Origin of the sequence: Streptomyces sp. NPDC093149 (assembly GCF_044754145.1) — a bacterium.
GTDB lineage: Bacteria > Actinomycetota > Actinomycetes > Streptomycetales > Streptomycetaceae > Streptomyces.
In genome coordinates this window covers 383245-401447 of record NZ_JBIVON010000006.1, presented here as the reverse complement: position 1 = coordinate 401447, position 18203 = coordinate 383245, and the positions used below count along the sequence as shown (strand labels likewise).

Sequence of the window (18203 nt, the reverse complement as noted above, 5' to 3'; positions counted from 1 at the left end):
CTGAAGATTCGAAAGCAGATTTTGGATGTTCGGGAAGATTTGCAGGCCCTGAAGCCTGCATGCCTTAGATTCTACACGTAGACTCGCGATACTGCTGAACAATGGAAGGTTTCAGTCATATGGACGCGGTGGACAGGCAGCTCATCCAGGCCCTCAGGGAGAACGGCAGGGCCTCGTACGCCGAGCTGGGGCGGCTCGTCGGGCTCTCCGGGCCCAGCGTCACCGACCGCATCAACCGGCTGGAAACCGCCGGTGTCATCACCGGCTACCGCGCCACCGTCGACGCCGCGTCCCTGGGGCTCGGGGTCACGGCCCTGATCGGCATCTCGCTCTCCGACGCGGCCGATCACGAGGACGTGGCGCGCAGGCTGAAGGACCTCGCGGAGATCGAGGACGCCTGGTTCATCGCGGGCGACGACTCGTACATGCTCAAGGTGCGGGTCGGTGACGTGGACGGTCTGGAGAAGACGATCCGCCGGCTCAGCGGCACGAGGGGCGTCTCGCGCACGCGTACCACGATCGTGCTCTCCACCAAGTGGGAGAACCGGGTCGGGGAACTTCCCGAAGAGGCGTAGGCGTAACGTGGTGGGGCCCCCGGGGGACCGGGGGTTTCGCCCGGTATCACCTGTCACCGGGATACGCACAGCACGTCGACGACTGGGAGGCAGCCGCATGGACGTTGGGCTCAAGCGCGAGCTGGAGGAGAAGGTCCGCGCGGGAGAGCGGCTGACCCGCGAGGACGGTATCGCCCTCTACGAGTCGGACGACCTGGCCTGGCTCGGCGGTCTCGCCCATGAGGTGCGCACCCGCAAGAACGGCGACGTCGTGCACTTCAACGTCAACCGGCACCTCAACATGACCAATGTGTGCACCGCGTCGTGCGCGTACTGCTCGTTCCAGCGCAAGCCGGGTGAGAAGGACGCGTACACCATGCGCATCGAGGAGGCCGTCCGGCTCGCGAAGGCGATGGAGGGCGAGAACCTCACCGAGCTGCACATCGTCAACGGGCTGCACCCCACCCTCCCGTGGCGTTACTACCCGCGCTCGCTCAGCGCGCTGAAGGAGGCCCTGCCGCAGGTCTCCCTCAAGGCGTTCACCGCCACCGAGATCCACCACTTCGAGACCATCTCCGGGCTGTCGGCCTCCGAGATCCTCGACGAGCTGATCGAGGCCGGTCTGGAGTCGCTGACCGGTGGCGGCGCGGAGATCTTCGACTGGGAGGTCCGTCAGCACATCGTGGACCACGACACCCACTGGGAGGACTGGTCGCGCATCCACCGCCTGGCGCACGAGAAGGGGCTCAAGACCCCGGCGACGATGCTGTACGGGCACATCGAGGAGCCCCGGCACCGTGTCGACCACGTGCTGCGGCTGCGTGAGCTGCAGGACGAGACCGGTGGCTTCCAGGTCTTCATCCCGCTGCGCTACCAGCACGACTTCGTGGACATGAAGGACGGCAAGGTCCGCAACAAGCTCCAGGCGCGCACGACGATGGCGACCGGCGCCGAGGCGCTGAAGACCTTCGCGGTCTCGCGGCTCCTGTTCGACAACGTCCCGCACGTCAAGGTCTTCTGGGTGATGCACGGTGTGCAGACCGCCCAGCTCGCGCTGCAGCACGGCGCGGACGACATGGACGGCTCGGTCGTCGAGTACAAGATCACGCACGACGCGGACAACTACGGCACGCCGAACAAGCTCGGCCGTGAGGATCTGCTCGACCTGATCCGCGACGCGGGCTTCCGGCCCGTCGAGCGCAACACCCGGTACGAGATCATCCGCGAGTACCCGGGCCCGGACGCCGAGCGGCGCGAGTCGCCGCAGCCGATGCGCGTCTGACCTGCACGCCGTCAGCGCCACCCCGCATGAGAGCCCCGGCCGCCGGCCGGGGCTCTCTCGCGTATCGGACAGGGCTTGAGCCCCGAGTTCGGTAATAGGTAATCTCCGCCTATGGCACTTACTTTTGAGTTGGATCCCAAGTTCGACCGCACCCTGCGGGACGGCATCACCGAGCTGTGGACCGATGTCTCCAACGCGGGCGGGGCGGTCGGCTTCGTGCCGCCCGTCACGACCGACGACGTCCGGCCCGAACTGGTCAAGCACCTCGTCGCCATGGCCGAGGGGCGCACCCGGCTGCTGGTCGGTCACGACGAGGAGGGCGTCGTGGCCGCCACGGCCTTCCTGGCCTTCAACACCCACCGGCTGATGGCGCACTGGATATGGCTCTACACGGTGATGGTCCACCCCCGGCACCAGGGCAAGGGGTACGGGCGCGATCTGATGGACGCCGCGGCCCGTGCCGCCCGGGGGATCGAAGGGGTGGAGGCCATCCGGCTCACCTGCCGGGGCGGCACCGGTGTCGACCGGTTCTACGCGTCGTGCGGATACAAGGAGGTCGGGCGGGTGCCCGACGCGATCCGGGTGGCCGACGGGGACGACCGCGACGACATCATCATGCTGCTGCCGCTCGGCTGAGAGCCTGCCGGACCCGCCCCCGCGGGGGCGGGTCGGAACCCCTTTGACGCAGCCCTCCGAAGTGATCGATTCCGGGGCATGCTTCACTGGTCGGGCAGGATCGCAGGACTGTCGTACGTAGAGAGAGAGGCCAACTGTGTCCGCTGCCAGGCCGAGCGCGACAATTCGGTACACCGCGATGCGCCTCAGCATCTTCGTCGGCTGCTTCTTCGTCGCAGCCGTGGCCGTTCACTTCGGCCTCCTGCCCTCCGGGGCGGGCGGTTCCAATGTCATCTGGGTGATTCTGCTCGCCCTGGTCCTGTCCGCGCCGCTCAGCTACGTGCTGCTGCGCAAGCAGCGTGACGAGATGTCCGAACAGATCGTGTCCACGGTCGACCGCACCAAGGCGAGGCTCGAAGCGAACCGGACCCGCGAGGACCACGTCACCCCGTGACGAACGGGTGAGGGTGGCATAAGGGCCGCGTAAGTTTCCTCACACCCAGCACACTTTCCCTACCGAACCCCGGTACCGGAGCAGTCGCTCCTGTACTGGGGTTTTGTCGTTTCCGGCGGGGGTTTCGCCGTTCCTGCGGGCGTGTCGGGCACTCCGGCGTGCACGGCGCTTCCCAAAGAAGACCTTTGAGGTTCTCAAAGTTCAAGTGTTAACGTGTTCGACATGGAGACAACTGTGCGCCCTCGGCCCGGCGCGAGCGTCGCGCTCGTGGGGCGCCTGCATGTCGACCTCTGCCGCTGTATGTCCGCGGTCTGTTGCCGCAACGTCTGAACCGGCACCATGCAGCGGCGCCGCCCCTGACGCGGGCGCCGCACCCCCGTCCCTCCGCACAACGTCCCCGTGCGCCCCGATGCGTCACATCAGGAGTGTGTCCGTGTCCGCGAATCCCGCGTCCACCGCCGCGACCGACAGCCCGTCCGGCTCCGGTTTCCGCATACCCAAGGTCCCGTTCTGGGCCCAGATCGTCGCCGGTCTCGTCCTCGGTGTCGTCCTCGGGTGGCTCGCCCGTACCTACGACATCAACTGGCTCTACACCACGCTCGACAAGGTCGGCCACATCTTCGTCCAGCTGCTGAAGCTGGCTGTCGCGCCGCTCGTCTTCTTCGCGATCCTGGTGTCGATCACCAACCTGCGCAAGGTCAACAACGCCGCCCGGCTGGCCACCCGCACCCTGCTCTGGTTCATGATCACCTCGCTGATCGCGGTCGCCATCGGCCTCGCGATCGGTCTGATCACCAACCCGGGTTCCGGCACCGGCCTCACGCCGAAGGACGGCAAGCTGCCGGAGCACGCGGGCTCCTGGCTGGACTTCCTCACCGGCATCATCCCGGACAATGTGATCACCCCGTTCACCGAGCTGAACGTGCTCCAGATCGTCTTCATGGCCGCCGTCGCCGGTATCGCCGCGCTGCAGCTCGGCGAGAAGGCCCAGCCGATCCTCACCCTCAGCGAGTCCGTCCTGGAGCTCCTCCAGAAGGCCCTGTGGTGGGTCATCCGCCTCGCCCCCATCGGCACCATCGGCCTCATCGGCTACGCGATCGCCGACTACGGCTGGGATCTGATCGGCAAGTACGCGACGTTCACCGCCGACATCTACATCGGCTGCGCCCTGGTGCTGTTCGGTGTGTACCCGCTCCTGCTCGCCACCGTCGCCAAGCTCAGCCCGCTGCAGTTCTTCAAGGGCGCCTGGCCGGCGATCCAGCTGGCCTTCGTCTCCCGCTCCTCGGTCGGCACGATGCCGGTCACCCAGAAGGTCACCGAGCGCCTCGGCGTCCCCAAGGAGTACGCCTCCTTCTCGGTCCCGTTCGGCGCCACCACCAAGATGGACGGCTGCGCCGCGATCTACCCGGCGCTGGCGGCGATCTTCATCGCGCAGATCTTCGACGTCCAGCTGGGTGTCGGCGACTACGTCCTGATCGCGTTCGTCTCGGTGATCGGTTCCGCCGCCACCGCCGGTCTCACCGGTGCGACGGTCATGCTGACCCTCACGCTGTCGACGCTGGGCCTTCCGCTGGAGGGCGTGGGTCTGCTCATGGCCATCGACCCGATCCTGGACATGATGCGTACGGCAACCAACGTTGCGGGCCAAGCGCTGGTCCCGGTGATCGTCTCGGCCCGCGAGAAGATCCTCGACCACGACGCCTACAACTCGGCCTCCTCGTCCCCGGTCGACGACGAGGTGCGCGACACGGAGCCGGTGAGCGTGCCGGTCGCCGCGTAACGACCGTCGCTTGCGCCGAGCGCCCCCGGTCCGTCGACGGACGGACCGGGGGCGCTCGGCGTTGCGCGGGCTCCGGCGGGCTCCGGCGGTCACTGAGAGGTGCGGCAGTTCGGGGTAGCCGTCGGCCGGTGCCGACGTGCGGTCCTCCGGGCGGTCAGCGCACCGCGGGGCGTGTGCGGCGCGCGGTGTGTACGGGCCCCTGCGCTGCGGTGAGCCAGAACAGGGCGGCGCACAGGAAGGCCGCTGCCGCGAAGACCAGCGACTGTGTGACGGAGTCGTCCCGCGCGCCGGCGACGAGCGCGCCTGCCGCTGACAGTGCGAGGGCGGTCGTCGGCAGCGCACGAGGGTGCCGCGTGATGCCCGGTGCGGCGGCGGATGGCAGCAACCGGGTTGCGAGGCCGTAGCAGGCGCAGGCCAGCAGGGTGGAGCCCAGCACGTCGCTGGGCCGGTGGTGGTAGGTGGCCTGGACGGCGCCGGCGGTGACGGCGAGCCACAGCATGCCGGCCGCGACGACGTAGGGGCGGATGCGGGGGGAGGCGACGAGGGCGGCGGCGAGGGTCAGCGCGGCGGGGACGGCCACGTGTCCACTGGGGAAGCTCCGCTCGACGAGGTAGACGGGCGCGTTCACCAGATCGGGCCGGGGCAGGATCATCACGGCGAGTTCCTTGCTCCCGACCGTGACCAAGACGATCCCGATCGCCGCGCACCCTCGCCACCAGCACCTCCGCACCAGAGTGACGGCCGCGATGACCCCGATGCCCACGAGCAGGGTCGGCATGGCGGTCTGTTCCAGGGGCGGCAGGGCCGACGACCGGTAGGCCGCCCCCGACCAGTCGTAGATCCATGCCTGTTTGGCATCGTCCCCGCTGAGCAGGGAGTTCTCCGCCCGTTGCCCGAACGGTGTGCAGACAGCGATCAGATAGACCGCCAGGAATCCCAGGAGGCACAGCGGAGCCGAGACCCGTAGCCGTACCGTTCGCGCAGGGCCGGGTTCGATCCCGGTTCCCGGGACCTGGCCGGGGTTCGGGTGCGTGGGCAGGGTCGAGGGATCTCGCTGAGTCATCGTTCTTCTTTGCCTTCGTGGGGGAGCAGTGCGCTCACGCGCCGCTTCGGGTGCGAGGTCGGCCGACGGGCCCGGCCGGCCGGGGACCTGCTCCTATTCGAGGAGCGCCCGCTCCTGTCGGCGCTGGGCGGTGATCGCCAGGGCCGGGAGGGGCGCGATCAGGAGGAGGAGCACGATCAGGCTCGGCAGGGAGTTCATGAACCAGTTCGGCTGGATGACGATCGCCTGTGTGCGGATGAACGCGACCGCCGCGACGGGGATCAGCCACCGGTAGTCCCCGGTGGCGGCCGTCGCCGCCCATGCGGCGATCAGCGCGGCGACTTCGAGGGCGAACAGGCCGCGTTGGAAGGCCGGACTGATGGAGGTGATGTGCAGGCCCCCGGCCACGGACAAGGCGAGCGCGACGGGGACCAGCCGGCGGTACGAGTGGCGCCGCAGCCGGCCGGGACGGCAGACGGCCAGCACGATGCACGCGGTGAACAATGTCCCCGACAGCACCAGGTCACGGGCCGTCACCGGGGCGCCCAGCCCGTAGTAACCCAGGCCCGCCTTGCCCTCGTTGCCGAAGAGCGTCGTGGAACTGCCGGGCGCGGCACCCATGTAGATCATCGCCGCTGCGGCCGGCAGGGCGATCCACGGCCTACCGCGCAGCAGGGCGATCAGGCAGACCAGCGGAAGCAGCCCGTAGGGCAGGAGCCGTGTCTGCGTGCCGGGCCCTTGTGCCCACGGGTACCAGCCCGAGAAGTGGAAGGCGATGGCATGCCGGCCGGGATCGATGTGCAGTGCCCAGTGCCACACATCCTGCAGGTACGGCACCAGCGCCAGCGCGGCGAGGGCAAGGGCGGCCAGATGGATGCCGTCCAGCCACCACGGCCGGGCCGTGTCGTCCACGACGGCACGGGCTCGGGCCTGCACCCCGGCACGTGCCAAGGCGACGACTTCCCGCGGCGGGGGCCAGGAGCGGCCGGGATACGCCTCGGCCAGGCAGGTCAGCAACTCCTCCCCCTGCCGGGAACGGTAGGGCTCGGGATAGGCCGCAAGCAGCAGACGGTTCATGCCGGGGCCACCCCGACATCCCGCGAGCGTCCGATGACGACGGCCGCCGCCTGCTGCATCCGCAGCGCCTCCCGGCCGAGGATCGCGGTGCCGTCCTCGGTGAGCCGGTAGTAGCGCCGTGCCCGCCCGTCCACGATCTCCTCGTGGTCGGAGACCACCAGCCCGGCCCGCTCCATCCGCTCCAGCGCGCCGTAGAGAGTGCCGACAGCGATCCGGAGCCGCCCGTCGGTGGCCTGCTCGGCGGCCTTGATGATGCCGTAGCCGTGCAACGGCCCATCCATGAGCGCGGCAAGGATGAAGTACTGCGGTTCCGTCAAGGACGGGTTCTGGCGCGTCATGCTTCGAGTATATATCGAGCAACGAGATATATCCGTCGGTGCCGCGGTCGTCGGCAGTGCCTCCGCACCCGGGCGGGCGTCGGATGTTCCTCGGGTCCCGAGCACCACGTGCGTGCGTGACGCGCCTCGTCCGGGCCGGATCAGTGCTCGAACAGGACCTCGGGGTTGTCCGGTGTCGGGCCGTCCAGGAGCGGCTGGGGCGTGCCCCGCAGATGCAGATCGAAGAAGGCCGCGACATAGTCCCGGGTGATCCGCATCGAGCGTTCGCCGGAGAGCGGTGTCTCCGGGTCGACGATGCCCAGCTGGTCCGCCAGTACGGGGACGTCGGTGAAGGTGAAGTGGCCGGAGCCGGTGACGGTCAGCCAGCGCTTCCAGCCGTCCAGCCGCGCCCAGCCCTCGTCCCAGCTCCCGTCCTCACCGCCGGGGCGGTGGAAGGAGGCGGTGCCCAGCATCAGGAACGGTCTGCCGTCGAGTCCGCCGGCGGGGACGGGGTCGAAGAAGGTGCCGTCCATGTCGACCCCGGCGCGCACGCGGTGATCGGCGGCCATCGTCGAGGCGGTGGCGTTGCCGCCGATGGAATGGCCGGCCATGCCGATCCGGTCCGGGTCGATCATGCGGGCGTGACGCCAGGCCGGGTGACGGCCGGTCAGCCGGTCCAGTACGAAGGAGAGGTCCTTGGCCCGCCCCGTGGCCACGGCCGCGATCCCCGTCGTCTCGGTCTGTTCGCAGGCGGCGCAGGTGAGCAGGCGCCCGCCGGGGAAGGTGGTGCCGGTGGACTCGTAGGCGTGGTCGACCGTCGCGACGACGTATCCGCGGCTGGCCAGGTCCTCGGCCAGGCCGGTCAGCGTTGTCCGCGGCGTGCCGAAGCCGGGGGAGAGCACCACCAGCGGGAACCGGCCGGGTGCCGGGCGGGCGGCCGTCCGCGCGTGGGTGAGCGTGGCGCTGACCGTGGTCGCGGGGACCACGTCCGCCAGGTCGCGGGACTCCAGCATCAGCCGGGCTTCGTCCGTGGTCATGTACGGCGCGGTCGTCGTGCCGCTGCCGGGCCGGGCCGGGTAGTGGACCGACACCATCAACTGCCGTGCGCCCGCGGTCGGGACCCAGGGATCCGGCCGGCTCCGGTCGGTCAGATGCAGGGTGTCCCGGCCCGTCGCGTACGGTCCGGTCGGCCGGGGGACTTCGAGGGACGGTCCGGTGACGGCGTGCGCCGCAGGGGCCGCATCGGGACGGGGCGCGGGGTCGGGGGCGGCTGACGCGGTCGTGGGCGAGGCGAGCAGGACGGCCAGGGATAACGCCGTGGCCGTGGCCCGGCTGCGAAGACTGATCATGGTGAGGACGCTACGGACCCGGCCGCGCCGGAACATCGCACCCAGGGGGGAACCGCCGTCCGACCACGGGGTGACCCCGGGTCCCGGGATCACCCCGTGGTGGTACAGGGCGATCCCGGGAGCCGGGGGACATGGCTTCCGGGTGGAGCTGCGACCGGCCGCTCGGTGGCCGCGGAAACCCTCTCCGTACGACGGGCGTGGGGCCCGCGCCGTACTCTTGCCGAGGAGCGGGGCAGCGGGGGCGGGAGGAAGTCGGACGTGGGTGCTGTGAAGAGCAAACGGATGCCGCGTGCCGTGCGCGAGCAGCAGATGATGGACGCCGCAGTACGGACGTTCGGGCAGCGCGGATACCGGGCCGCCTCGATGGACGAGATCGCGGAGTTGGCCGGGGTGTCCAAGCCGCTGGTCTATCTGTATCTGAATTCCAAGGAGGAGCTCTTCACCGCGTGCATCCGGCGCGAGGCGAAAGCGCTGGTCGCAGCGGTCCGGTCGGGGGTGGAGCCGGAGCTTCCGGCGGATCGGCAACTGTGGGCGGGGCTGCGGGCGTTCTTCACGCACACCGCGGAGAACCCGGACGGCTGGGCGGTACTGCACCGCCACGCGCGTACGCACGGGGAGCCGTTCGTCACCGAGGTCATGGTGATGCGCGACGAGATCGTTGCGTTCGTGACGGGTCTGATCGGTGCGGCGGCCCGTGAGGCCCACCAGGATCCGGCACTGCCGGACCGCGATGTGGCGGGTCTGGCGCAGGCCCTCGTGGGGGCCGCGGAGTCGCTTGCCGGCTGGGCCAACGACACCCCGGGCGTCTCGGCGAAGGAAGCCGCGGCCACCCTGATGAACTTTGCCTGGGCGGGCCTCGGAAACCTCATGCAGGGGCGCCCGTGGCTGCCGCCGAACCGGCCCGCCGATCAGAGCTGAGGGCTGTTCCGTACCCCCTGGCGGGCGCACGACGACAGCTACGACGCAGGAGGGGCACCAGGACCTCTCGTTCGCATCATGCCGGGCCGATCCGAACGAAAGACGCAGGAGCAGGGGCCGGTCAGCAGTCCGCTCCTTCACCGTCCCGCGTCGTCGACCCCGTGAGGTGGATCCGGCTGCCGCTGCGGAGCCGGAAGCCGGAGCCCGATGCGTCCGCCGCGTACGTCACCGTCGCCGGGAGCAGGACCGGTGCCTTGAAGTCGGCACGCACGGAACGGATCCGGCCCGGGTCGTCGGCCTCGGCCAGGCAGCGGGCGACCGTCCACATGCCGTGCGCGACGGTCCTCGGGAAGCCGAACATCCGGGCCGTCAGCGGGTACAGATGGATGGGGTTCCGGTCACCGGACACCGCACCGTAGCGGCGTCCCAGATCGCCGGGGAGCCGCCATTCGGCTACGGCGGGGAGCTCGGTGGCAGGGGCTGCGCCGACAACGGGGGCAAAGGTGGTCGTGGTCGGACGGCGGGACAGATAGCCGCTGCGCGACTCCCAGACCAGCTCACCGCCCGAACGGGCCTCCGTCACCATCGTGACCTCGGTGCCGCGTCGGTGCGGCATCAATGCGTCTGCGTACACGGTCAGTTCGAGCGGATCCGTGACGGGTGCCGCCCGGTGCCGGATGATCTCGATCCAGGTGTGGACCAGCCCGACGACCGGCAGCGGGAACCTCCGGGCGGTCATCAGGCGCATCGCGAGCGGGAAGCCCAGCACATGCGGGTAGGTGAGCGGCGGCGGACCCGACTCGGGGAAGCCGCAGATCCGGTTGTACGAGGCGAGGGCGGCGGGGGCGACGCGGACGTTTCCGGCCGTCAGCCGGTCGGCGGTGAGCGTGGCACCGGACCGGCCGGCGCGCTTGAACGGGGACGTGAGAGCGCCCCGTACGAGTGATGCGGTCAGGGTCCGGGAAGGGGTGGCAGCCGTCATCGGACGTCACGCCCCCAGCAGGCTCTGGCCGCAGACCCGGACGATCTGGCCGTTGACGGCCGTCGAAGCGGGCTGGGCGAACCAGGCGGTCGTCTCGGCGACGTCGACCGGAAGGCCGCCCTGCGAGAGGGAGTTCATCCGGCGGCCCGCCTCCCGGATGAGGAGGGGGACGGCCGCGGTCATCCTCGTCTCGATGAAGCCGGGGGCCACCGCGTTGAGCGTGACGCCGTGGTCGGCGGCGGCGCGCGGAGCCAGCGAACGGACCAGGCCGATGATGCCCGCCTTGCCGGCCGCGTAGTTCGTCTGCCCGTTGTTGCCCGCGATGCCGGCGATGGACGCGGTGGCGACGATCCGGCCGCCGCGATGGACGGTGCCGGCCTGGAGCAGGGCGTCCGTGGTGCGCAGCACGCTGTCCAGATTGACGTCGACGACCGAGGCCCAGCGGTCGGCCGGCATGTTGGCGAGCCGGCGGTCGCGGGTGATGCCCGCGTTGTGGACGAGGACGTCGAGACCGCCCGGCACCGCCGCGGCGATCCGCTCCGCGGCGTCGTCCGCCGTGATGTCCAGCGGCAGGGCCGCGGCACCGAGCCGGTCCGCGGTGCGGGCCAGTTCGTCCTTCGCCTGCGGGACGTCGAGGCAGACGACCCGGGCGCCGTCCCGTGCCAGCACGGAGGCCACCGAGGCGCCGATGCCGCGCGCGGCGCCGGTGACCAGCGCGGTGCGCCCGGCGAGCGGGGCCTCCCAGTCGGCCACGGGGTCGGGGGCGGCCGAGGTCAGCTCGATCACCTGACCACTGACGTACGCGGACCGGGGGAGAGCAGGAAGCGGAGGGTGGACCCGGCCGAGGCGAGGGCATCGGGTACGACACGGAGCAGTTGTACGGTGGCGCCCCTGCCGATCTCCTTGCCCAGCGAGCGTACGAACCCTTCGAGGGCCTGCTGGGCGGCGGCGTGGTGATGGTCGTCGGCCGACGGCCGCACCCCCACCACCACGACGCGCCCGCCCGGTGCCAGCGAACGGATCACCGGATGCAGGGCGGCGTGGACGTCGGCGAGTGCGCGGGGTGTGCCGACGGCCGTCGCGTCCACCACCATCCCCGCTGGGCGTTCGGCGTGCGCGGTGACGTCGAGCCCGGTCGCCGTGAGAAGTGCGCCGAGTTCCTCCGTGACGGCGGACTCCCCGGCGGTGAGGTGCAGCAACGGCCCGTCCAGCGACGGGGTCCCCGGCGACCAGCGGCGCAACGGGACGGGCTGCGGAAGGCCGAGCCGCCGGGTCAGAAAACGGCCGGGTGCTGTGCCGGTGAAGTACAGATAGCGGTCGGCCATTGTCCGGACTCCCTGCTCGGTCGTAGATTTACTCCAGAGTAAGGTTACTCAAGAGTCAGGAGTTGGTCGAGATGATCCCCCTCGCACTCCCGCAGCCCCGCAGGGTCGCGGTCATCGGCGGCAGTCGCATCCCGTTCGCGCGCGCCGACGGCCCGTACGCACAGGTCTCCAACCAGGAGTTGCTCACCGCCGCGCTGGGCGGTCTGGTCGAGCGGTTCGGGCTCCAGGGGCAGCGGGTCGGCGAGTTCGTCGCGGGAGCCGTCCTCAAGCACAGCCGCGACTTCAACCTGGCCCGCGAGACCGTGCTCGGCTCGGAGCTCGACCCGCGCACCCCCGCGTACGACATCCAACAGGCCTGCGGCACCGGCCTCCAGGCCGTCATCACCGCCGCCGACAAGATCATGCTCGGTGCGGTCGACTCGGCGATCGCGGGCGGTACGGACACCGCGAGCGACGCGCCCCTCGGCGTCAACGACGAGCTGCGCACCCTGCTGCTCTCCGCCCGTCGGGCCACGTCGACAGGTGCCCGGCTCAAGGCACTCGCCGGGATACGCCCCCGGCATCTCGTCCCGGACATCCCGCGCAACGCCGAACCGCGCACCGGCCTCTCGATGGGCGAGCACGCGGCGATCACCGCCCGCCGCTGGGGCATCGCCCGCGAGGACCAGGACCTCCTCGCGGCCACCAGCCATCAACGGCTCGCGGCCGCGTACGAGCGGGGCTTCCTGGACGACCTCGTCGTCCCGTTCCGGGGCCTGACCCGCGATCAGAACCTGCGTCCCGGCTCCACGGTGGAGAAACTCGCCACGCTGAAGCCGGTGTTCGGCACCGACCACCCCGACGCGACGATGACCGCGGGCAACTCCACCCCGCTCACGGACGGCGCCGCGACCGTACTGCTCGCGAGCGAGGACTGGGCTCGCGCCCACGGCCTGGAGCCGCTGGCCCACCTCTCGTTGTACGAGACCGCGGCCGTCGATCACGTGGGCGGCGAGGACGGCCTCCTGATGGCCCCCGCGTACGCCGTACCGCGCATGCTGGAGCGCGCCGGGCTCACCATCGAGGACTTCGACCTGTTCGAGATCCACGAGGCCTTCGCCTCCCAGGTGCTGGCCACCCTCGCGGCCTGGGAGAAACAGGGCCTGGCCCCCGTCGACCGGGCGAAGCTCAACGTCGCCGGCTCCTCACTGGCCACCGGCCATCCGTTCGCCGCGACGGGCGCACGAATCGTCGCCACCCTGGCCGAACTCCTCGCCGAGCGCGAGGGGCCGGGCCGGGGCCTGATCTCCATCTGCGCAGCCGGCGGCCAGGGCGTCACCGCCATCCTCGAACGCGTGTGACACCCCGGAAAACCGACACGAGCCACCGGACGAAACGGCCGCCGGACGGACCCGGCAAAGCCGCCCGACCCCACGTTCAGGAGCCGCACATGTCCACGCCACCCACTTCCGACGCCGTCCCCGCCCTCGTCGAGCCGGCCAAGGTCAGATCCGCGGACGGCTCGGTGCGACAGGTCTCCGTACCCCCCTTCGCGCCCCCCGTCCGCCGCGGCTCACTCGCCGAGATCCCGTTCGACAACGCCCGGGAAGCCCCGTCCGACGCCGTGCTCAGCCGGAAGCGGCCGGACGGCAGCTGGCAGGACGTGACGGCCGCCGAGTTCGCCGACGAAGTGCTCGCCGTCGCCAAGGGCCTCGTCGCGGAGGGGCTCGGCGCCGGGGACCGGATCGCGATCATGGCCCGGACGACCTACGAATGGACGCTGCTCGACTTCGCGGCCTGGGCCGCCGGACTCGTCACCGTCCCCATCTACCCGACCTCCTCCGCCTTCCAGGCCCGCTGGATCCTCCAGGACTCCGGCGCCGTCGCGTGCGCCGTCGAGACCGCGGACCAGGGCCGGCTGATCAGTCAGGAACGCAAGCAGCTCGGCGCCCTCGCCCATCTGTGGCAGTTCGACACGGGCGCGCTCGGCCGGCTGAAGAAGCTCGGCCGGGACGTCCCCGACGAAGCGGTCACCGCCCGTCGCGCCACACTGGAACCTCAGACCCCGGCCACCCTCATCTACACCTCGGGCACCACGGGCCGCCCCAAGGGCTGCGTCCTCACCCACGGCAACTTCTTCGCCGAGGTCGACAACGCGATCGAGCTCCTCCACCCGGTCTTCAAGTCGGTCAGCGAATACCCGGCGTCGACGCTCCTCTTCCTCCCCCTCTCCCATGTCTTCGGGCGCATGGTCGCGATCGGCTGTCTGCGGGCCAGGGTCCGTCTCGGCCACGCCCCGTCCATCCGGACCGAGGACCTCCTCGCCGATCTGGCCGGGTTCCGGCCGTCGTTCCTGCTGGCCATCCCGTACGTGCTGGAGAAGGTCTACAACACCGGCCGCGCCACGGCCGAGAAGATGGGCCGCGCCTCGTCGTTCGACCGTGCCGCGCGGATCGCCCAGCGGTACGGCCGGGCCGTCGAGGCCGCCGAGCACGGCACGGGCCCCGGACCCGGGCCGGTCCTGAGGGCGGCCCGCGCGCTCTACGACCCCCTGGTCTACCGCAGGATCCGGGCCGCACTCGGCGGACACGTCCGGTACGCGATCTGCGGCGGCTCCCCGCTGGGCAGCCGGCTCGCCTCGTTCTACGCGGGCGCGGGCATCGAGATCTTCGAGGGCTACGGCCTGACGGAGACCACCGCGGCCGCCACCGTCACCCCACCGCTCAAACCGCGCCTCGGCACCGTCGGCTGGCCGCTGCCCGGCACCGCCGTGCGGATCGCGGACGACGGCGAGGTGCTGCTCAGCGGCGGCCAGGTGTTCCAGGGCTACTGGGACGCCGAACGCGGCGAGGCCGTACCGGTGCCGGACGGCGGCTGGTTCGCCACCGGTGACCTCGGCGCCCTCGACGAGGACGGCTACCTCACGATCACCGGCCGCAAGAAGGACATCATCATCACCTCCGGCGGCAAGAACGTCGCCCCGGCCCCCCTGGAGGACTGGCTGCGTGCCCACCCCCTGATCAGCCAGTGCATGGTGGTCGGCGACAACCGCTCGTTCATCGCCGCCCTGATCACCCTGGAGCCGGACGGACTCGCCCACTGGCGGCGGATGACGAAGAAGCAGGACGTGCCGATCCGGGATCTCGTCGTCGACGACGAACTGCGCGCGGCACTGCAACGCGCGGTCGACGAGGCCAACCGGCTGGTCTCCCGCGCCGAGTCGATCCGCAGGTTCACCGTGCTTCCGGTGGACTTCACCGAGGAGGGCGGGCATCTGACGCCGTCGCTGAAGCTGAAGCGCGACGTGATCGCGCGGGACTTCGACGCGGAGATCGACGCGCTGTACCGGAAGTGACCGCGGTCTCGGCACGGCGTCGCCGAGACCGGTCCTTCGGTCCTCCGGTCCTTCGGTCCTCCGGTCCTTCGGTCCCCAGGTCCTGCCGTTCGGATCAGGCCGGGCTCGCGTGTTCCGGTCCCCGATCCGGTCTGATCCGAACGAAGGGCCCCGGCGGGGATTCCGCCCGGCAGTCCCGCGCGTGTGTCACGCGATCTTCGTGCGGGCGAAAGTGGCGGGCGTCGACCGGCGGGAGAGTTCGGCGACACGGTCGGCCGCGAATTTGCGGTTCATGAGGGTCTGATCGCGATGGGCGGTCGGAAGGTCGGGCAGGGTGAGGAGACGGTCGCAGGAGGCCAGCGAGCCGCGCGGGTCGCCGGTCCAGTACGCGGTGATGGAGTGCTCGAAGAGCAGGCCCCAGCTGTAGACCCAGGGCTCCATGAACAGCCAGTCCTCGGGGGCGGGGCGGCCCAGGCCGGCGGTGGCGACGGCGTGAGCCGCCTGATATCGGCCCATCTTCCTCAGCCGGGAGGCCAGTTCGTAGCAGGCCTCCAGCCGTTGTGGCCGGTTCTCCCACGCACGGGTGAGAGCGTCCATCGCGTCCGGCCAGTCACCGTGGTCGGCCTTGAGCACACCCACCTGCAGCAGGGCGTAGTACACCTCCTCGTCCCACCCGCCCATGCCGGCCCGGCGCTCGTAGGTCGCGATCGCTTCTCGGGTCTCGCCCATGTCACGCAGCGTCTGTGCGAGGTAGAAGACCGTGCGGGGATTGTCCGGGTCGCGCTTGAGGTCCTCGCGCAGCAGGCGGACGTCCCGGGTGAACTTGTCCCCGCGCGAGCCGCCGTCGGCGAAGTGCTCGATGCTGAGCGCCGAGAGATTGGCGACGATGTGCTGCTGATCGGCGGTCAGGTACTCGTGGGTCGCGCCCTCGTAGCGCCACGGGAGGTCGCCTCTGACCAGCCTGGGGATGCGGTACTCGAGGGGGCCGAGATGGCGCACCATGTAGGAGTCGGCGCTCAGTTCGGACAGTTCGGACAGCGGGCCGTCCCGTCGGACGGCCATGTCGGCGTCGACGAGCAGGAGATAGTCGGCCTTGCCGCGTGCGCGCTGGATGTTGAGGGTCCGGTTGTGGCCGAAGTTGGTCCATGGGTCCTCGTGGAGTTCCCCTGGAATCCCCTCCATCGTGGCGCGGATCAGTTCCTGTGTTCCGTCACTTGAGCCGGTGTCGGAGATGACCCATGTGTCCACCAGGTCGAGCAGCGAGTTCAGGCATCGCTCGATGACCTTCGCCTCGTCCTTGACGATCATGCACAGGCAGATCGACGGCTTTCCGTGCAGGGCGGGTGACCGTTCTTCAGTGGAACGGTCGATCAGATTTGTCATATGCATTTCCCGATCTGGCTTCGATGGAGTAGCACTCCACGGGGAATTGGCACGGTGCGGGATCAGCCGATCCGGTCACCGCGGAGAGCGACGCTAGTGCGCCGGAATCCGGTGGCCGCGACGCGACACGGTGTTCCCGGAGTGGCCTGTCCGGAATGCTCAACGGATCAACCGGTCATTTCCCGGGGGCAGATGGCCGAATGATTTCTCCTCCGCACAGGGGGCTGTCTGCACCCGGTCGGTAGATCAACGGCGTGGCGCATATGCCGTTCCTATGTTGCGCCTGTCACAGTCGCGGCTCCGATCCACGTAGATCCGCTAAGGAATCCGAGATGCACAAATCGAGAAGCTGGGACATCCTGTCCCGTTCGACCCTGGGTGCCATGTCGCTGGGACTGACCCTGGCTCTGTGCCCCATGGACGTCGCTCACGGTGCGCCAGGTCCCACGTACACGCAGGCGGTCAACCGAGCGATGGCCGCCCGGGTGGCGGCCAGTGTGTCCGGGACGGTGATCTCCCAGATCTCTCAGAACATCCGCAGCGGTCCCGACACCCAGTCGGCGATCGTGGGCAGCGTGCCGTCCGGCGGCACGGTGTCCATCGCCTGCCAGGTGGAAGGCGAGTTCGTCGGCGGGAACCCGCTGTGGTACCTGCTGTCCAACGGCAGCGGCTGGATGAGCGCCCGCTACATCGTCGCCCATGGCAGCGTGCCGTTCTGTGAAGGCGGTGTGGGTTCCACCGGTCCGACCGGACCTACGGGTCCCATGGGTCCGACCGGTCCGACCGGTGCTCACGGTTCGACCGGTCCTACGGGGCCGACGGGTGCGACGGGTCTCACCGGTGCCACGGGTCCGGCTGGTGCCAACGGTGCGAACGGTGCCACGGGCGCCACTGGTCCGACGGGTGCGACGGGTCTGCAGGGCGCGACCGGTGCCACGGGTCCCACGGGTCCGACCGGTGCTCACGGGTCGACGGGGCCGACAGGTCCGACGGGTGCGACAGGTGCGACGGGTCTCACCGGTGCCACGGGTCCGGCCGGTCCGACGGGTGCGAACGGTGCTACGGGCGCCACCGGTCCGACGGGTGCGACGGGTCTGCAGGGCGCGACCGGTGCCACGGGTCCGGCTGGTGCCAACGGCGCGAACGGCGGCACGGGCGCCACCGGTCCGACGGGTCCTGCCGGTCCGACGGGTGCGACGGGTCTGCAGGGTGCGACCGGTGCCACGGGCGCGTCGGGTGCTGTTGGCGCTCACGGTGCGACCGGTGCGACCGGTCCGACGGGTGCGACGGGTCTGCAGGGCGCGACCGGTGCCACCGGCGCGGCGGGCGCCGACGGCGCCACGGGTCCGACGGGTCCGACGGGTGCCACGGGTGCGGCTGGTACCAATGGTGTTGATGGTGCTACGGGTCCGACGGGTCCGACGGGTGCCACGGGTGCGGCTGGTACCAATGGTGCTGATGGTGCTACGGGTCCTGCCGGCCCGACGGGTGCCACGGGTGCGGCTGGTACCAACGGTGCCGACGGCGCTACGGGTCCGACCGGTCCGACGGGTGCCACGGGTGCGGCTGGTACCAACGGTGCCGACGGCGCTACGGGTCCTGCCGGCCCGACGGGTGCCACGGGTGAGCCCGGTACCAACGGTGCTGATGGCGCTACGGGTCCGACGGGTCCGACGGGTGCCACGGGTGCGGCTGGTACCAATGGTGTTGATGGCGCTACGGGTCCGACGGGTCCGACGGGTGCCACGGGTGCGGCTGGTACCAATGGTGCTGATGGTGCTACGGGTCCTGCCGGCCCGACGGGTGCCACGG

15 protein-coding genes and 1 pseudogene are annotated in these 18203 nt (G+C 70.4%); 9 read left to right on the top strand and 7 right to left on the bottom strand.

Annotation, left to right across the window (positions count from 1 at the left end; translation table 11 throughout):
• Positions 1 to 119 precede the first annotated feature (119 nt).
• The 5 genes from ACIQCZ_RS21035 to ACIQCZ_RS21015 all read left to right on the top strand — a co-directional run bounded on the left by ACIQCZ_RS21035 (position 120) and on the right by ACIQCZ_RS21015 (position 4685).
• Positions 120 to 575, top strand: coding sequence for an Lrp/AsnC family transcriptional regulator (locus ACIQCZ_RS21035; RefSeq protein ID WP_351080104.1), 456 nt, complete (start codon positions 120 to 122; stop codon positions 573 to 575).
• Between the two features lie 97 nt (positions 576 to 672).
• Positions 673 to 1836 carry an aminofutalosine synthase MqnE gene (gene mqnE / locus ACIQCZ_RS21030; protein ID WP_335937079.1) on the top strand — a complete coding sequence of 388 codons (1164 nt, stop codon included), beginning with the start codon at positions 673 to 675 and terminating at the stop codon, positions 1834 to 1836.
• 111 nt (positions 1837 to 1947) lie between these two features.
• Positions 1948 to 2472, top strand: coding sequence for a GNAT family N-acetyltransferase (locus tag ACIQCZ_RS21025; protein ID WP_402284032.1), 525 nt, complete (start codon positions 1948 to 1950; stop codon positions 2470 to 2472).
• 136 nt (positions 2473 to 2608) lie between these two features.
• Positions 2609 to 2905, top strand: coding sequence for a DUF4229 domain-containing protein (locus ACIQCZ_RS21020; protein ID WP_376273059.1), 297 nt, complete (start codon positions 2609 to 2611; stop codon positions 2903 to 2905).
• Between the two features lie 433 nt (positions 2906 to 3338).
• Complete coding sequence (locus tag ACIQCZ_RS21015; RefSeq protein ID WP_402284030.1) at positions 3339 to 4685, top strand: dicarboxylate/amino acid:cation symporter; 1347 nt, start codon at positions 3339 to 3341, stop codon at positions 4683 to 4685.
• A 154-nt stretch (positions 4686 to 4839) separates the two neighbouring features.
• On the opposite strand, the gene ACIQCZ_RS21010 is transcribed toward ACIQCZ_RS21015, so the two are convergent.
• From ACIQCZ_RS21010 to ACIQCZ_RS20995, 4 genes are all read right to left on the bottom strand, one after another.
• Complete coding sequence (locus tag ACIQCZ_RS21010; protein ID WP_402284029.1) at positions 4840 to 5748, bottom strand: phosphatase PAP2 family protein; 909 nt, start codon at positions 5746 to 5748, stop codon at positions 4840 to 4842.
• Between the two features lie 93 nt (positions 5749 to 5841).
• A complete protein-coding gene (locus ACIQCZ_RS21005; protein WP_402284027.1) occupies positions 5842 to 6804 on the bottom strand; it encodes a hypothetical protein in 963 nt (320 codons plus the stop codon).
• The gene (locus tag ACIQCZ_RS21000; protein ID WP_402284025.1) at positions 6801 to 7142 is read right to left on the bottom strand and encodes a PadR family transcriptional regulator; all 342 of its coding nucleotides are present in this window, start codon (positions 7140 to 7142) and stop codon (positions 6801 to 6803) included. The genes ACIQCZ_RS21005 and ACIQCZ_RS21000 overlap by 4 nt, the downstream gene beginning before the upstream one ends.
• 140 nt (positions 7143 to 7282) lie before the next feature.
• A complete protein-coding gene (locus ACIQCZ_RS20995; RefSeq protein ID WP_402284024.1) occupies positions 7283 to 8470 on the bottom strand; it encodes an alpha/beta hydrolase family protein in 1188 nt (395 codons plus the stop codon).
• A 282-nt stretch (positions 8471 to 8752) separates the two neighbouring features.
• On the opposite strand from ACIQCZ_RS20995, the gene ACIQCZ_RS20990 reads away from it, so the two are divergent.
• Entirely contained in the window at positions 8753 to 9388 is a 636-nt protein-coding gene (locus ACIQCZ_RS20990) for a TetR/AcrR family transcriptional regulator (RefSeq protein WP_402284200.1), read from the top strand.
• A gap of 121 nt (positions 9389 to 9509) precedes the next feature.
• Here ACIQCZ_RS20990 and ACIQCZ_RS20985 read toward each other — a convergent pair whose 3' ends face one another.
• Complete coding sequence (locus tag ACIQCZ_RS20985) at positions 9510 to 10370, bottom strand: MaoC/PaaZ C-terminal domain-containing protein (RefSeq protein ID WP_402284022.1); 861 nt, start codon at positions 10368 to 10370, stop codon at positions 9510 to 9512.
• Between the two features lie 6 nt (positions 10371 to 10376).
• Positions 10377 to 11695 (bottom strand): annotated as a pseudogene (locus ACIQCZ_RS20980) (3-oxoacyl-ACP reductase).
• Positions 11696 to 11766: 71 nt separating this feature from the next.
• Here ACIQCZ_RS20980 and ACIQCZ_RS20975 point away from each other — a divergent pair.
• Together ACIQCZ_RS20975 and ACIQCZ_RS20970 are read left to right on the top strand one after the other, a co-directional pair.
• Positions 11767 to 13035 carry an acetyl-CoA C-acetyltransferase gene (locus tag ACIQCZ_RS20975; RefSeq protein ID WP_402284021.1) on the top strand — a complete coding sequence of 423 codons (1269 nt, stop codon included), beginning with the start codon at positions 11767 to 11769 and terminating at the stop codon, positions 13033 to 13035.
• Positions 13036 to 13124: 89 nt separating this feature from the next.
• Positions 13125 to 15029: an AMP-dependent synthetase/ligase gene (locus ACIQCZ_RS20970; RefSeq protein ID WP_402284019.1), complete on the top strand. Its 1905-nt coding sequence runs from the start codon at positions 13125 to 13127 to the stop codon at positions 15027 to 15029.
• 186 nt (positions 15030 to 15215) lie between these two features.
• Here ACIQCZ_RS20970 and ACIQCZ_RS20965 read toward each other — a convergent pair whose 3' ends face one another.
• A complete protein-coding gene (locus ACIQCZ_RS20965) occupies positions 15216 to 16391 on the bottom strand; it encodes a glycosyltransferase (RefSeq protein WP_402284017.1) in 1176 nt (391 codons plus the stop codon).
• Positions 16392 to 16654: 263 nt separating this feature from the next.
• Here ACIQCZ_RS20965 and ACIQCZ_RS20960 point away from each other — a divergent pair.
• The coding region (locus ACIQCZ_RS20960) for an SH3 domain-containing protein (RefSeq protein ID WP_402284197.1) at positions 16655 to 18203 on the top strand (1549 nt) is incomplete at its 3' end.

Bases quoted from the DNA above. Each gene is read 5' to 3' on its own strand.
- ACIQCZ_RS20975 (WP_402284021.1), top strand. From the start codon at position 11,767: ATGATCCCCCTCGCACTCCCGCAGCCCCGCAGGGTCGCGGTCATCGGC.
- ACIQCZ_RS21010 (WP_402284029.1), bottom strand. From the start codon at position 5,748: ATGACTCAGCGAGATCCCTCGACCCTGCCCACGCACCCGAACCCCGGC.
- ACIQCZ_RS21025 (WP_402284032.1), top strand. From the start codon at position 1,948: ATGGCACTTACTTTTGAGTTGGATCCCAAGTTCGACCGCACCCTGCGG.
- ACIQCZ_RS20995 (WP_402284024.1), bottom strand. From the start codon at position 8,470: ATGATCAGTCTTCGCAGCCGGGCCACGGCCACGGCGTTATCCCTGGCC.
- ACIQCZ_RS21005 (WP_402284027.1), bottom strand. From the start codon at position 6,804: ATGAACCGTCTGCTGCTTGCGGCCTATCCCGAGCCCTACCGTTCCCGG.
- ACIQCZ_RS21035 (WP_351080104.1), top strand. From the start codon at position 120: ATGGACGCGGTGGACAGGCAGCTCATCCAGGCCCTCAGGGAGAACGGC.
- ACIQCZ_RS20965 (WP_402284017.1), bottom strand. From the start codon at position 16,391: ATGACAAATCTGATCGACCGTTCCACTGAAGAACGGTCACCCGCCCTG.
- mqnE (WP_335937079.1), top strand. From the start codon at position 673: ATGGACGTTGGGCTCAAGCGCGAGCTGGAGGAGAAGGTCCGCGCGGGA.
- ACIQCZ_RS20990 (WP_402284200.1), top strand. From the start codon at position 8,753: ATGCCGCGTGCCGTGCGCGAGCAGCAGATGATGGACGCCGCAGTACGG.
- ACIQCZ_RS20970 (WP_402284019.1), top strand. From the start codon at position 13,125: ATGTCCACGCCACCCACTTCCGACGCCGTCCCCGCCCTCGTCGAGCCG.
- ACIQCZ_RS20985 (WP_402284022.1), bottom strand. From the start codon at position 10,370: ATGACGGCTGCCACCCCTTCCCGGACCCTGACCGCATCACTCGTACGG.
- ACIQCZ_RS21000 (WP_402284025.1), bottom strand. From the start codon at position 7,142: ATGACGCGCCAGAACCCGTCCTTGACGGAACCGCAGTACTTCATCCTT.